Source organism: Actinoplanes sp. CA-015351 (assembly GCF_050955685.1).
Classification (GTDB): Bacteria; Actinomycetota; Actinomycetes; order Mycobacteriales; family Micromonosporaceae; genus Actinoplanes.
The window spans coordinates 2,910,742-2,924,216 of sequence record NZ_CP192102.1; the positions used below are offsets into that span (position 1 = coordinate 2,910,742).

Below are 13,475 nucleotides of genomic sequence, written 5' to 3' on the forward strand. Positions count from 1 at the left end.
CGGTATTTCCGCAATGTTTCCGTAAGTTGTTGACAACGATGCTCCCCTCGGGCCACGATCCGCAATGACGGACTTCAATAGCCGTCATCCCCGGAGGGCTGTTCCCCGACAGCCCTTGTTTGAGGAGGAAGCCCTCAGATGACCGCAGATCTCGCACGCCCGAAAATCCCCCGGCGTGGCCGCGTCCGCATGCTCGCGGGCGCGGCCTGTGCCGTGGCGATGGCCGTCTCCGCAGTCGCGGTGGCCGGTGTCGCGCACGCCGAAGCCGACCGGACCGTCAGCTCGAACACCACCGGAACCCACAACGGGTACTACTTCTCGTTCTGGAAGGACAGCGGCGACGCGAGCATGACGCTGCTCGCTGACGGCCGGTACACCAGCAGGTGGGGCACCAGCACCAACAACTGGGTCGGCGGCAAGGGCTGGGCCACCGGCACCCGGCGCACGATCAGTTACTCGGGCAGTTACCACCCCAACGGCAACAGCTATCTGGCTCTGTACGGATGGACGCGCAGCCCGCTCATCGAGTACTACGTCGTGGAGAACTTCGGCACCTACAACCCGAGCAGCGGCGCCACCCGGATGGGTTCGGTCACCACCGACGGCAGCACCTACGACATCTACCGCAGTCAGCGGGTCAACCAGCCGTCGATCGACGGGATCCAGACGTTCTACCAGTTCTGGAGCGTGCGTCAGCAGAAGCGCAGCTCCGGCACGATCACCACGGCCAACCACTTCGACGCGTGGGCCCGCGCCGGTCTGAACCTCGGCACGAACCACAGTTACCAGGTGATGGCGACCGAGGGATATCAGAGCAGCGGCAGCTCGGACATCACCGTCCGGGAAGGCGGCGGCACGACGCCGACGAACCCGACCACTCCGCCGCCGACCGGCAGCAACTGCACGGCCACGCTCACGGCCGGGCAGCAGTGGAGCGACCGGTTCAACCTCAACGTCGCGGTCAGCGGCACCAGCAACTGGACCGTCACGCTGAACCTCAACGGCGGCCAGAGCCTGCAGAACAGCTGGAACGCCGCAGTCACCGGCACGACCGGGGCGGTCACCGCCAGGCCGAACGGCAACGGCAACAACTTCGGCGTGACGATCATGGCGAACGGCAACTGGACCTGGCCGACGGTCACCTGCCGAGCGAGCTGATCCACCGGGAGCCCGAGGGCATGGCGGGGGTGACCCTCGCCGTGGCCTCGGGTTCCTGCTGCCTGATCGTGCCGCGTGCCGCGTGGCGCGTGGTTCAGATCGGCCCTCTTGGGTACGGTAAAAACATGATCTCGGACTCGGCGCGCCTGGTGCTGCGCTGGTCCGTCTCCTTTGTGCTCACACTGCTGACCGGCGCTGCCCGGCACAGTGGACACCCGGTCGTCATCGCCGAGCCTGTTGTCACGGTTCCGGCCTTCGACGCTCCCCGGTGGCTGCGGAACCGGCTCGTTCCGGCCGCTGACGCCTCTCGTGCTCCGCCCGCACTCCACGCCTGACTCGTTCTCGTCCGCGTGGATCTTGCTTTTGGGGAGTTGTGCCGCCATGAACGTTCTGATCACCCCGGTCACCATCTGGGCCGTGCTGATGCTGTTGTCGCTGCCCGCCCTGCTGATGCTGGCCAGCACCCGGGCGATCGTCGACCCGCGCCGGACGGCCCTGGAGACCTTCGGATTCCTGCGCCGCCGCCACGAGGAGCGGGAACGGCGGCAGAACGAGGCCGTCGCCGCCGAGCGGTACGCCGGCGAGGTGACCGTGGCCGCCGACCGTGCCACCCTGGCCGCGCAGCGCTGGCACGAGAGCTGGCAGCAGGCCGAGGAGACCGCCGGCCTGGCATGGCAGCGGTGGCAGGACGCCGAGCAACAGGTGGCGCGAGCCCGGGCGGGCGCCGCGTTCCGTCCGGCGTGGAGCCTGCGTACCCCGTCGGAGTACGCCGATCGTGAGCGTTTCCTGCTCCGTACCGTGCACGCCGCGGTGGACCGTGGTGACCTGCCCGGCGACGCGCTCACCGCGATCGCCTTCGATGCCCGGCTGCACCCGGTGGAGCAGGAGTTCGCCATCGCCCGGGCCGTCGCCGCGTACCGGCAGCAGGTGTGCCGCGACGCCCAGATCGCGGAGCAGACCGCCTGGCACGACGCCGAGCTGGCGCTGGCGGCCCGCGACAGCCTGCGGATCGAGGCCGGCGAGGCCACGGTGCGGGCCGCCGTCCTGACCCGGTACCTGCCGCGCCGCGACAGCCAGGTGGCGCCGGTCCGCGAACGCCGCTGGGTGCAGCAGACGGCCTGAGTCTCGCTGCCCGGCCGGACGCCTTGTCCGTCGCCTGGTGTGCCTCGGTGATGCTCGTTGAACTAGAGTCGCGGGAATAGTCCATCAATCGTTTGCTGCTGCCCCAGACCCGGCGGTATTTGCGGGGAGGTGCGGTTCATGCACGCGAGATCATGCTTTGTCAGCTCGCCGCGGCTCAGTTGACCCGGCATGGACGACCTCACGAGTGACGCTCACGTCCCGGTGGCGCCGTCACCGTCGGTGAGCGCCGGCGCGCTGCGCCGTCTCCAGAAAGTGTGCGTGGAGGCGACGGAAGCCCTGTCGGCCATCGGTGTCGGGGTGAGTGTGATGACGGCCGACGGCGTCCACGGCATGGCCGCCGCATCGGATCCGGTCACCGAACGCATCGAGGAGTTGCAATTCACTCTCGGTGAGGGCCCGTGCGTCGACGCGTTGGTCACGAGCCGGCCGGTCCTCATTCCCGACATAAACGAAGAAGTCCTGCGGCGATGGCCGGTTTACGGCCCGGCCGTTCACAAGAAGGGGATCCGGGCGGTTTTCGCCTTTCCTCTTCAGGTCGGCGCGGTCCGTCTCGGCGTGCTCGACGTATTCCGTATCCATGCCGGCCAGCTGTCCAGAAAGCAGATCGGTCAGGCTTTCCAATTCGCCGAGCACGCGGTGACGACTCTGCTCGACGGCCAGGATCAGTCCCGGGACGACCGGGAACTCGACGATGCCATCGAGAGCCGCGCGGCCCTTTACCAGGCGCAGGGCATGGTCATGGTCCAGCTGGGCGTCTCTCTCACCGAGGCGATGGTACGGCTGAGGGCTCATGCGTACGCCGAGGACCGCCCGCTTTCCGCAGTGGCCGCCGATGTCGTGGCCCGCCGACTTCGTTTCGATTCACCACAGCCGGGAGACAGCCATGACGACCGTATCCGCTGATCGCCTCGCGAAGGTCTTCGTCGAGGTCGCCGACACCCTTGTCGACGAGTTCGATCTGATCGATTTCCTGCAGATGCTCGCCAACCGGGTCGCGGGGCTCACCGCTGACTCCACCGTCGGCATTCTTCTGGCCGACACGAAAGGTCGTCTGCACTTCATGGCGGCGTCCGACGAAAGCGCGAAACTGCTTGAGCTGGTGCAATTACAGCAGCAGGACGGGCCCTGTTTCGACGCGTTCCGCACCGGCCGCCCGGTGGTGAACACCGATTTGAACGGGATCGAGGCCACCGAGTCCTGGCCGCGGTTCGCTCAGCCCGCCACCGAAATCGGATTCCGGTCGGTGCACGCCTTCCCGCTGCGCCTGCGTGACGAGATCATCGGCGCGATGGGGCTGTTCGGCCGGACTGTGGGTGATCTCGACAGCGGCGACATGCGGATCGTGCAGGCGCTGGCCGACGTCGCGGCCATCAGCCTGTTGCAGGAGCGGACCATCAGCCGCGCCGAGGTGCTCACCGAACAACTGCAGGCGGCGCTGAACAGCCGCATCATCATCGAGCAGGCCAAGGGCGCCATCGCGCAGACGTACCAGATCGACGTCGACGCCGCGTTCCAGATGATCCGGTCCTACGCCCGCCGCAACAACCGGCGGCTCGGCGAGATCGCCTATCTGGTGGTCACCGATCTGGCCAGCCTTTCCGCGTTCGCCGATCCCGCGTCCGGCCGGGACGAAGCCGGACGTCGGGGCTAGGGTTCAGACGTGGCTGAACTGGATGAAGAAGCGATCGCGTTCGCACACCGGATGTTCGACCTGGCCCGCTCCGGGGGCACCGAGGAACTTCTCGGCAACGTCATCGCGGGGCTGCCGGTGAACCTCACCAACGACAAGGGCGACACGCTGCTGATCCTGGCGGCGTACCACAATCATCTCGACACGGTGACGGCGCTGCTGGAACAGGGCGCCGATCCGAACCGCGTCAACGATCGGGGGCAGTCCGCGCTCTCCGCGGCTGTCTTCCGGCAGAACGCCGAAGAGGTGCGGGTGCTGCGCGATGCCGGCGCCGACCCGCACGGGGGAACCCCCTCGGCCGTGGCCACGGCGGAGTTCTTCAAGCTGCCCGAGATGGCCGCGCTGCTGCGCTGAACGAGAACATGCGAAAGGGCGCCCCGCGAACCGGGGCGCCCTTTTCAGCATCGCCTAGAGGCTGGTCACGGCCAGCGGCTGGTCAGAACCATACTTTTCGACCACCGACCGGGCGGCCGACAGCGCCGAGGATCCACAGCACAGCACCGATCACCAGGAGAACGATGCCGATCGTGTACAGGATCGACACCTTCAGGAAGATGCCCAGCAGCAGCAGAATGAGTCCAAGAACCAGCATGACTTTTGCTCCGTTTCGTCCGGGGGTCTCCCCGCCGGGCACCTGGTACCCAGCACATCGAAAAACCAATCCCTTTAAATACTGATGCGCTGACATTCCCCACGGATGGGTGTCAGCGCGCTGTCAGAGCCGTGTGGGAGCCGGCGGTCATTGTCAGTGAGTCACCGCGAAACACCGATCGCAAGGAGCTCACGATGCACACGTTCGACACCACTGCGCCGATCACCGCCGTCCTCGACATCCCGGCCGGCAGCATACGGTTCACCGCCGGTGACCACGCCGAGACGACGGTCGAGGTGCTGCCGGCGGACGCCTCGAAGGGGCGCGATGTCACGGCGGCGGAACAGACCACTGTCTCGTACGAGAACGGGACGCTGCGGATCAAGGGCCGGGAGGCGTACGGCAACCCGGGCTCGATCGCGGTCACCGTTCAGGTTCCGGCCGGCTCCGGGGTGCAGGGCAAGGCGGCCGCCGCGGACTTCCGGGGTTCCGGGCGGCTCGGCGACGTCGTCTTCGAGACCGCGCAGGGCCCGATCGGCATCGACGAGGCGGCGAGCGCCCGGCTCAGCGTGGCCGCCGGCGACGTCACGGTCGGCCGGCTCACCGGCGCCGCGGAGATCAGCGTCGCCCACGGAGACATCCGGATCACCGAGGCGGTGCGGGGCGCGGTGGTTCTGCGTACCCAGGCCGGGGCGATCTCGATCGGCGCGGCGCCGGGTGTCTCGGCGGCCCTGAACGCCGGCACCTCGTACGGACGGGTCGACAACCGGCTGAAGAACGACGGATCCGCCGAACTCGACATCCACGCGACCACCCAGTACGGCGACATCGTCGCCCACAGCCTCTGACAGGCGTTACCGAGGGTTACTTCTGTGCTGCCTTTTCGGCCCGGTATGTCCGGAACAGCACGGCCCCGATCCCACCCACGATGATCACGATCCCGGCGATGAGCACGGCGAACAGGCCGTTCCCGTGCTTCTCCCGGAGTGTCAGGGCGGCACTCACCAGGAAGTAGGCGCCGAAGAGCAGCCCGGCCACCGGAAGGGCCCAGCCGGTGTTGAACGGTTTCCGAGGCTTGTCCTGCGCCGTTTCCTGCTGCGTTTCCTGCTGTTTTTCCTGCTGCGGGGAGTCGTCGTCTGTCGAGGTCACGGGAGAAGTATCGGCCATCAGGTCCGGGGGAGAAGGAATCGGGGGCCGCCGTCGCTGCTTCGTCAGGGTTTGCGGGCCACCGCGCCGTACGCGTCCAGCCACTCCGCCTCGCCGTCCGGGCGCCATTCGGTGATCTGCACGAGGCCCGGGTCGACCAGCTCCAGGCCGTCGAACAGGCTGCCGATCTCGTCCGGGGTACGCAGGATGTACGGCACGCCGCCGTTCTGGGCCAGCCGCTCGGCGCCCTCGACCACAGCCGGAGTGGTGTTGGTGCCGTCCCACAGCACCAGGTAACTGCCGGAGGGCGCCGCCGTCACGATCCGGTCCACGATGGAGGCCGCGACCTTGAGGTCCGGCTCGTAACCCAGCACGCCCATGAACATCACGCCGATGGGCTGGGAGAAGTCGAGTTCCTGCCGCGCCGTGGCCAGGATCAGGTCCGGGTCGTGGTAATCGGCGTCGACGTGCACGGTACGGCCGCCCTGGGTCGTCTCGGCCATCAGCGCGCGGGCGTGCACCAGCACGAGCGGGTCGTTGTCCACATAGACCACCCGGGACTCGGGCGCGACGGCCTGGGCGACCTCGTGGGTGTTCTGCATGGTCGGCAGCCCGGTGCCGATGTCGAGGAACTGCCGGATGCCGGCCTCGGCGGCCAGATGGTGAACGACCCGGATGAGGAACCGGCGCGACTGCTTCGCCATCAGCACGATCTCGGGGTAGACCTGCGCGACCGCGTCACCGGCTGCCCGGTCGGCCGCGAAGTTGTCCTTGCCGCCCATCCAGTAGTTCCAGATGCGCGCCGCGTGCGGTACATCCGGCTGAAGCTGGGCCGAAGCCTGATCATCCGTGGGTCCCATGTGGACGTTTTACGGCACCGGCCCGCACTGCGCAAGCGCTGCCAACCAGATAGATTGCCGACGATGTATTGACGGTCGCGGCCACGTGCGGGGAGGGTGCGGTATGCGACTCGTACGCGCAACCATCGCAGCGACGGCGGCGACGATCCTGGTGGCCGGCGCCGGGTGCGCAGGAGACGACAGCCCGTCGCCGGCCGGTTCAGGCGGCCTCACCACCGTGAATGTGTCCACCATCGGCGTGTCCGGGGCGGCGGCCATGGTGCTCGGCGTCCAGAAGGGCATCTTCCGCGAGGCCGGCCTCGACGTACGGGTGGTGCCGGCCGAGGCGCCCGCCGTCATTCCGTCGCTGATGTCCGGCCAGGCCCAGATCGGCTTCCTGAACGCGCCGGCCGTGCTGCTGGCCCGGACCAACGGAGTGCCGGTCGTCGCGGTCGCCAGCACCTCCACCAACCCGGCCGACCCGGCCGACAACTTCATCCAGTTGCAGGTCGCCGCGGACGGCCCGATCCGGTCCGCGAAGGACCTGCAGGGCCGGACCGTCGCGGTCGACACCCTGTACCAGCTGCCGCACGTGTCGATTCGTAACGCCCTGCGGGCCGAGGGCGCCGACGTGAACGCGGTGAAGTTCACCGAGTTGCCGTTCACCGCGATGGCCGACGCGCTCAAGACCGGCGCGGTCGACGCCGTCCTGCCGGCCGAGCCGTTCGTCACCATCGGCCTCGCCGCCGGCGCCCGCAACCTGCTCTCGGCCAGCGTCGGACAGACGCCGACCATGCCGCAATCGGTATTCCTCGCCACCGAGACGTTCGTCAAGACCGAACGGGCGACCGCGGACCGGTTCCGGACCGCACTGACCGAGGCCTGCGATTACGCGAGAGCACACCCCGACGAGGTACGCGCGATCCTGCCCACGTACACGAAGGTGCAGGCCGGCCTGGCCGGCAAGATCAGGCTGCCGAACTACACGACGGCAGCCGACGCGTCCGGCTGGCAGCAGTGGGCCGACGTCCTCACCCAGCAACAGGTCGCCAAGAAACCGATCAAGCTGGACGGCGCCTACCTGTGACCGTGCTCAAGGGACTGGCCGGGCTGTTCGTCCTGGCCGGGCTCTGGGACCTGCTCCGGATCGTGCATGTGCTGCCGCCCACGGCGGCTCCGGCCAGCTGGGACGTCGCCGCCTCGCTGGCCGACCCGGACGTGCGCGGCGGCCTCGCCGCTGCGGTCCTCGACACGATGACCGCATGGACCGGCGGCATGCTGCTCGCCGCCGTCGCCGGCATCACCGCGGGCCTGCTCGCCGGCCTGTCCCGATGGGCAGACGCGAGCACCCGCGTGGTCGTCGAGTTCCTGCGCCCGATTCCGGCGGTCGCGCTGATCCCGATCGCCATCCTGACGGCCGGCATCGGCACCGGGATGCAGGCCGTCCTGATCGCATTCGCCTGCCTGTGGCCGCTGCTGATCGCCACCCGGTTCGGGGTACGCGACGTCGACCCGCTGCTCGTCGAGACCGGCCGGATCCTCGGCGTGGCCGGCCCCCGGCTCGTCGCGTCGGTGACCGTCCCGGCCGCGATCCCGGCGATCCGCACCGGGCTGCGTACCGCGGCCTCCCTCGGCATCGTCGTCGCCGTCGCCGTCGAACTCGTCGCGGGCAGTCCCGGGCTCGGCTGGTTCGTCAGCCAGCGGCTGCAGGCCGGGCAGGTCGCCGCCGCCTACACCGGGATCATCGCCGCCGGGCTGCTCGGCTGGGCGATCCACGCGCTCTTCGACCTGACCTCGACGAAGGCACGGTCGTGAACCTGCGCCCGCTGACCGGGTACGCCGTCGCCGGCGCGCTGCTGGCCGGATGGGAGGTGGCCGGGCGGCGCAGCGAGACCGGGCTGTTCCCGCCGTTCAGTGACGCGGTGCGGGAACTCGTCGCGATGGTCGAAGCCGGCTCGCTGGTCACCGACGTGCTGCCGTCAGCGGGCCGGGCACTCGCCGGCTTCCTGATCGGAACGCTGCTGGGCGCGTTGCTCGGTGTGACCGCCGGCTGGTTCCGCGGCCTCGACCCGTGGATCCGGCCCGGTCTGGAGTTCCTGCGTGCGATCCCGCCGCCGGCCGTGCTCCCGGTCGCGGTGCTCGCCCTCGGCGCCACCTCCGGCATGCGGATCGCGGTGATCGCGGCCGCCGCCATCTGGCCGGTGCTGATCGCCGGCGTCGACGCCACCCGCGCGGTCGAGCCACGATATGTCGACGTGGCCCGGATCAGCGGTCTCGGGCCGCCCGCCGTGCTGCGCCGGGTGATCCTGCCCGCCGTGCTGCCGGCCCTGCTCGCCGCCGTGCGCGTTGCTCTCGGCATCGCCCTGATCATGATGGTGATCAGCGAGATGATCGCCGCCACCTCGGGCCTCGGGTACCTGATCCTGCAGGCGCAGCGGACCTACGCGATGGCACAGATGTACGCCGGAATCATCGTCCTGGGCCTGCTCGCGCTCGCCGTCACCGCCGTGTTCGCGCTGTTCGAGCGGCGGATTCTCGGCTGGTACCGCGGACAGAAGGGCATCGTCGATGGCTGATACCCCACTGGTGCGGGTGACCGGCGTCAGCAAGTCGTTCACCGGGCGCGGCGCCCGCCTCACGCCGGCGATCGGCGACATCGGCTTCGAGCACACGGCCGGCGAGTTCCTCGGTGTCGTCGGGCCGTCCGGATGCGGCAAGACCACCCTGCTGCGCTGCCTGGCCGGCCTGGAGAAACCCGACAACGGCACCATCGAGTACGACGGACGACCGGTCACCGGAATCCCCGCGGGGGTGTCGGTGGTGTTCCAGGAGTACAACCGGAGCCTGTTCCCGTGGCTGAGCGCGCTGGAGAACGTCCGTTTCCCGATCCGCCGCCTCGGCCGTGCGGCCGGCCGCGAGCAGGCCGCGCAGGCGCTCGCCCGGGTCGGTCTCGCCGATTTCGCCGACCACCATCCGTGGCAGCTGTCCGGTGGCATGCAGCAGCGGGTGGCGATCGCCCGGGCCGTCGTCTCCCGCCCGCGTTACCTGCTGATGGACGAGCCGTTCGCCTCGGTCGACGCGCAGACCCGAGCCGTCCTCGAACGGCTCACCATGACGATCGCCGCCGAGCTGGACCTCACCGTCCTGCTCATCACCCACGACATCGACGAGGCGATCCTGATGGCCGACCGGGTGCTGGTGCTCTCCGCGCGGCCCAGCCGGGTGCTGGGGGAGGTGCCGATCGGGCTGGGCCGGCCACGCGACGAGGTGGAGACCAGGGCGCTGCCGCTGTTCCAGGACCATCGGCGTGCGGTGCACCGGTTGATCACCACGCCTCAGACATCGGAATCCGGGTCGTAACCGTAGATCCACCCGTTCGCGACGAGCGGATCCTGCCCGGCGAACGCCTGGTCACGCCGCTGCTGCTCGGGGCCGTCCGGCAGGTGGTTGACCCCGGAACGCGTATGGCTCACCTGCTGGAGCATCGTCGTGCGGGGAATGCGCGATCTCTCGTACCCAAGAAGGGCTTGTGAGGGGTTGTGTGGGTTCTCGGCCAGGCAGCGGGCCAGCACCGCGGCGTCCTCGATGGCCTGTGCCGCGCCTTGGCCGTAGAACGGGAACATCGGGTGGGCGGCGTCCCCGAGCAGCGTCGCGCCACCGTGTGACCAGCGGGTGAGCGGCGGCCGGTCCAGCAACGCCCAGCGGGCCGGAGCGTCGGCCGCGCGGATCAGGGCGGTCAGCCGGGCATCCCAGCCGCCGAACTCGGCGAGCAACTCCTCGAGCGTCGCCGCGGCGGTCCAGGACTCCACGGTGTACCCGCCGGCCGGTGCGATCGCGACCAGATTGATCAGCCGGCCCGCCGAGACGGGATAGTGCACCAGGTGGCGGCCGGGACCGATCCACAACGTCTGTGCCGGGCGCCGGGCGAAAGCCGGCGCCTTCGCCGCCGGCAGCAGAGCACGAAAAGAGCACATACCCGAGTACGCGGCCGCGGCCGAACCGGCAAGCGCACCCCGCACGACCGAGTGGATCCCGTCCGCGCCGATCACGACGTCGGCCTCGACCGTCCGGCCATCGGCGAACCGCAGCCGCAGCGGGGAACCGTCGAGATCGACACCGGCGCACCGGTGCCCGAGCCGGATGGACTCCGACGGGACCCGCGACCGGATCACGTTCAGCAGGTCGGCCCGGTGGACGGTCCAGGTGTGCTCGCCATAGAGGCGTTCGCAAGCGGTGGTGAGATCTTCCGAGGAGAGCACCGTGCCGTCCTGCCAGCGACGGAACTCCCAGCCGACGTCGAGGCGCACCGCGTGCTCGCGGAACTGCTCGAACACTCCGAGCCGCCGCAGCAGGCGCGCCGTGTTGGGTGCCGCCACCAGCCCGGCGCCGATCTCGGTGAGGGCGGACGCCTGCTCGTACACGGTGCAGGACAGCCCCGCCCGATGCAGGAAGGCCGCCGCGGCGAGCCCGCCGATGCCACCGCCGAGGATGGCGATACGCAAGGTCACGCATCGAAACTAAGGCGTCAAGAATCAGTCCACAAGGCATTCACAGCGGGCTTCTACGCTTTCGGTATTCGGGGTTACGAGATAGACCGCCGAAAATGAAATAGGAGCGGAAATGTACACACGCCGTGAGAATGCCGATATCGAAGCCGACCCGGTCCGGGCGCGCGCCGTCCGGCAGCTGCATCTGAAACGAGGGCTGCAGATTCACGCCCTGATCTACGTGATGGCCAATCTGATCCAGGTGATCGTCTGGTTCGCGTACACCCCGGAGCAGTTCTTCTGGCCGCTCTGGTCGATCCTCGGCTGGGGCATCGGCCTGGTCTTCCACATCTGGGCGGTGTATTCGGGAGTGGGCCTTGACGAGGAGCGCATCGAGCGCGAGGTCAACCGGATCAACCGTGCCGGAGCCGCCTGACTGAAGTGCTGATTCAGTGAGCGTCAACAGCTGATCCGTGATACTTCAGTGCGTTCGCCCAAGGTAGACGTGTTCCGGCACGTCGATCGAGGGGGAGAGCGTGAGCGACTCGGGAGCTCTGCGTTTCACAGTTCTGGGCCCGCTGCGGTTCTGGCGTGGCGACGTGGAGCTGGACGCCGGACCGCGGCAGCAGCGATGCCTGCTCATGCTCCTGCTGGCCGCGGCCGGCCAGCCACTGGGCATGGGCGACCTGGCGGACCTGATCTGGGAAGCGGACCCACCGACGAGCGCCGTGAACATCATCCACAAGTACGTCGGCGCGCTGCGGCGGCTGTTCGAACCCGGCCTGCCGCCGCGTGACCCCGGGTCGTACCTGTTGCGGCACGGCAGCGGATACCTCCTGGCCACCGGCGCGGTGACTGTCGACCTGCTGGAGTTCCGGCAGCATCTGGCCGAGGCGAAGAGGTGCACGGGGGACCAGGCGCTTCGCCACTATGCCGGCGCGCTGCGCCTGGTCCGTGGTCCGGCCGGTGGCGCCGTCGCCGACAGCGCCCGGGCAGCGGCCGTCTTCGCCGGCCTGGACGGCCAGTTCTTCGACACGGCCGTCGCCGCCACCGAGATCGCGGTGAAAGCCGGGCAGCCGTCCGAGGTCCTCTCCGCGCTGCGGCTGGCGGCCACGATGGACCCGTTGCACGAGCCCGTGCACGCCGGCCTGGTGACAGCGCTCGCCGCGGCCGGGCAGCAGGCCGAGGCGCTGGACGCCTATCGGGCGATCCGCGAACGCCTCGCCGGGGAACTGGGCATCGATCCCGGCACCGTGCTGCGCGAAGCACAGCAGCGGGTGCTGGTCCCCGCGGCGGCACCCCCACACGCGGAGACGCCGCAGCCCGCGCAGCTGCCGCCGGACCTGCCGCTGTTCACCGGCCGCTCGGCCGAGCTCGCGATGCTGAACGGCCTCGTCGCCGACCGGCGATCCAGCCCGCTCGTGGTGGCGATGAACGGCATGGGCGGGGTCGGCAAATCGACGCTCGCGGTCCACTTCGCCCATCAGGTGTCGGCCGGGTTCCCGGACGGCCGGCTCCACCTCGACCTGCACGGTGACCGGGACGAACCGGAAACGGCCGGGGAGGCGCTGCGATCACTGCTGTACGCGCTGGGCGTGCACGCCCGCGACGTCCCGGACTCGGTGGACGCGCGCACCGGGATGTACCGCAGTCTCACCGCGGCCAGGCGGATCCTGGTGCTCCTGGACAACGCCCGCGACCCGGCACAGGTACGCCCACTGCTCCCCAGCTCCCCGGAGAGCACCGTGCTGGTCACCAGCCGGCGCCCGATGCTCGGGCTGGCGGCGTTCGACGGAGCCCACCTGCTGCACGTCGACCTGCCCGGCCTCCCGGACGCCCGGCAGTTGCTGGATCGCCGGCTGGCCGCTCTGCCGAACCGCCCGGTCGGCAGCGCCGCCGACGAGATGATCGAGCTGTGCGGGCGGCTGCCGCTGGCCCTGGCGATCGTGGGTGCCCGGCTCGCCGTACGCCGGCACCTGTCGCCGGGTGTGGTCGCCGCGGAGTTGCGCAACGGCGCCCATCGGCTGGAGGCGCTGACGGCCGGTGCCGGGGAACCCGACCCCCGTACCAGCTTCGCCTGGTCCTATCGGCAGCTCAGCCCCGGCGCGGCCCGCCTGTTCCGGCACCTGTCGGTCGCGCCGCCCGCCGGAGTACGGCTCACCGCCTGCGCGAGCCTGGCCGGTCAAGGGGCTGCCCGGACCCGGCTGGAGCTGGCCGAGCTGGTCGAGGCGGCGCTGGTGACCGAACATGACGACGGGCGTTTCACGTCGCATGTGCTCGTTCGTGCGTACGCTCACGAGCTTTTCACCACGGCGGGACGCTGTTCCTGCCGCAGGGGAGGTCGCTCGTCACCTTCTCTGGCACTGTGGCGTCCCGATTCCCCCGTAACGCTTGCGTAACCGGGCGAGAGCGACCTGTCC

17 protein-coding genes are annotated in these 13,475 nt (G+C 69.5%); 13 read left to right on the forward strand and 4 right to left on the reverse strand.

All coding sequences use genetic code 11. The features are described 5' to 3' along the window. Positions 1–138: 138 nt before the first annotated feature. From ACQP2E_RS13035 to ACQP2E_RS13060, 6 genes are all read left to right on the forward strand, one after another. Positions 139–1,158: a glycoside hydrolase family 11 protein gene (locus ACQP2E_RS13035; protein ID WP_433831266.1), complete on the forward strand. Its 1,020-nt coding sequence runs from the start codon at positions 139–141 to the stop codon at positions 1,156–1,158. Between the two features lie 125 nt (positions 1,159–1,283). Continuing rightward, complete coding sequence (locus ACQP2E_RS13040; RefSeq protein ID WP_433831268.1) at positions 1,284–1,493, forward strand: hypothetical protein; 210 nt, start codon at positions 1,284–1,286, stop codon at positions 1,491–1,493. Positions 1,494–1,539: 46 nt separating this feature from the next. After that, positions 1,540–2,280, forward strand: a complete 741-nt coding sequence (locus ACQP2E_RS13045) for a hypothetical protein (protein ID WP_433831270.1) — start codon at positions 1,540–1,542, stop codon at positions 2,278–2,280. A 240-nt stretch (positions 2,281–2,520) separates the two neighbouring features. Next, positions 2,521–3,204 (forward strand): GAF and ANTAR domain-containing protein, encoded by a 684-nt coding sequence (locus tag ACQP2E_RS13050; RefSeq protein WP_433831272.1) that lies wholly within the window; start codon positions 2,521–2,523, stop codon positions 3,202–3,204. Next, complete coding sequence (locus ACQP2E_RS13055) at positions 3,185–3,952, forward strand: ANTAR domain-containing protein (RefSeq protein WP_433831274.1); 768 nt, start codon at positions 3,185–3,187, stop codon at positions 3,950–3,952. Before ACQP2E_RS13050 ends, ACQP2E_RS13055 begins: the two co-directional genes overlap by 20 nt. 51 nt (positions 3,953–4,003) lie before the next feature. Next, positions 4,004–4,345, forward strand: a complete 342-nt coding sequence (locus ACQP2E_RS13060) for an ankyrin repeat domain-containing protein (protein WP_433833910.1) — start codon at positions 4,004–4,006, stop codon at positions 4,343–4,345. Positions 4,346–4,427: 82 nt separating this feature from the next. On the opposite strand, the gene ACQP2E_RS13065 is transcribed toward ACQP2E_RS13060, so the two are convergent. Continuing rightward, the gene (locus ACQP2E_RS13065) at positions 4,428–4,583 is read right to left on the reverse strand and encodes a hypothetical protein (RefSeq protein ID WP_092549807.1); all 156 of its coding nucleotides are present in this window, start codon (positions 4,581–4,583) and stop codon (positions 4,428–4,430) included. Between the two features lie 194 nt (positions 4,584–4,777). Between ACQP2E_RS13065 and ACQP2E_RS13070 the strand changes: the two genes are divergently transcribed. Next, positions 4,778–5,431: a DUF4097 family beta strand repeat-containing protein gene (locus ACQP2E_RS13070; protein ID WP_433831277.1), complete on the forward strand. Its 654-nt coding sequence runs from the start codon at positions 4,778–4,780 to the stop codon at positions 5,429–5,431. 16 nt (positions 5,432–5,447) lie between these two features. Here the strand turns inward: ACQP2E_RS13070 and ACQP2E_RS13075 are convergent, their stop codons facing one another. Then, a complete protein-coding gene (locus tag ACQP2E_RS13075) occupies positions 5,448–5,732 on the reverse strand; it encodes a hypothetical protein (RefSeq protein WP_433831279.1) in 285 nt (94 codons plus the stop codon). A gap of 62 nt (positions 5,733–5,794) precedes the next feature. Next, positions 5,795–6,589 (reverse strand): SAM-dependent methyltransferase, encoded by a 795-nt coding sequence (locus tag ACQP2E_RS13080; protein WP_433831281.1) that lies wholly within the window; start codon positions 6,587–6,589, stop codon positions 5,795–5,797. A 103-nt stretch (positions 6,590–6,692) separates the two neighbouring features. Here ACQP2E_RS13080 and ACQP2E_RS13085 point away from each other — a divergent pair, with 103 nt between their 5' ends. From ACQP2E_RS13085 to ACQP2E_RS13100, 4 genes are read left to right on the forward strand one after another with little or no spacing between them, the layout of a single operon-like run. Beyond that, positions 6,693–7,655, forward strand: a complete 963-nt coding sequence (locus ACQP2E_RS13085; protein WP_433831283.1) for an ABC transporter substrate-binding protein — start codon at positions 6,693–6,695, stop codon at positions 7,653–7,655. Next, a complete protein-coding gene (locus ACQP2E_RS13090; protein WP_433831285.1) occupies positions 7,652–8,383 on the forward strand; it encodes an ABC transporter permease in 732 nt (243 codons plus the stop codon). The genes ACQP2E_RS13085 and ACQP2E_RS13090 overlap by 4 nt, the downstream gene beginning before the upstream one ends. Beyond that, the gene (locus ACQP2E_RS13095; protein ID WP_433831287.1) at positions 8,380–9,144 is read left to right on the forward strand and encodes an ABC transporter permease; all 765 of its coding nucleotides are present in this window, start codon (positions 8,380–8,382) and stop codon (positions 9,142–9,144) included. Before ACQP2E_RS13090 ends, ACQP2E_RS13095 begins: the two co-directional genes overlap by 4 nt. Then, positions 9,137–9,928 carry an ABC transporter ATP-binding protein gene (locus ACQP2E_RS13100; RefSeq protein ID WP_433831289.1) on the forward strand — a complete coding sequence of 264 codons (792 nt, stop codon included), beginning with the start codon at positions 9,137–9,139 and terminating at the stop codon, positions 9,926–9,928. The genes ACQP2E_RS13095 and ACQP2E_RS13100 overlap by 8 nt, the downstream gene beginning before the upstream one ends. Here the strand turns inward: ACQP2E_RS13100 and ACQP2E_RS13105 are convergent. Beyond that, positions 9,904–11,076 carry an FAD-dependent monooxygenase gene (locus ACQP2E_RS13105; RefSeq protein ID WP_433831291.1) on the reverse strand — a complete coding sequence of 391 codons (1,173 nt, stop codon included), beginning with the start codon at positions 11,074–11,076 and terminating at the stop codon, positions 9,904–9,906. The two genes, ACQP2E_RS13100 and ACQP2E_RS13105, sit on opposite strands and share 25 nt — an antisense overlap. 112 nt (positions 11,077–11,188) lie before the next feature. On the opposite strand from ACQP2E_RS13105, the gene ACQP2E_RS13110 reads away from it, so the two are divergent. Further along, the gene (locus tag ACQP2E_RS13110; RefSeq protein ID WP_433831293.1) at positions 11,189–11,491 is read left to right on the forward strand and encodes a 2TM domain-containing protein; all 303 of its coding nucleotides are present in this window, start codon (positions 11,189–11,191) and stop codon (positions 11,489–11,491) included. A 100-nt stretch (positions 11,492–11,591) separates the two neighbouring features. Next, on the forward strand, positions 11,592–13,454 hold the full coding sequence (locus ACQP2E_RS13115) for a BTAD domain-containing putative transcriptional regulator (protein ID WP_433831295.1): 1,863 nt from the start codon (positions 11,592–11,594) through the stop codon (positions 13,452–13,454). The last annotated feature ends 21 nt before the right edge of the window (positions 13,455–13,475 follow it).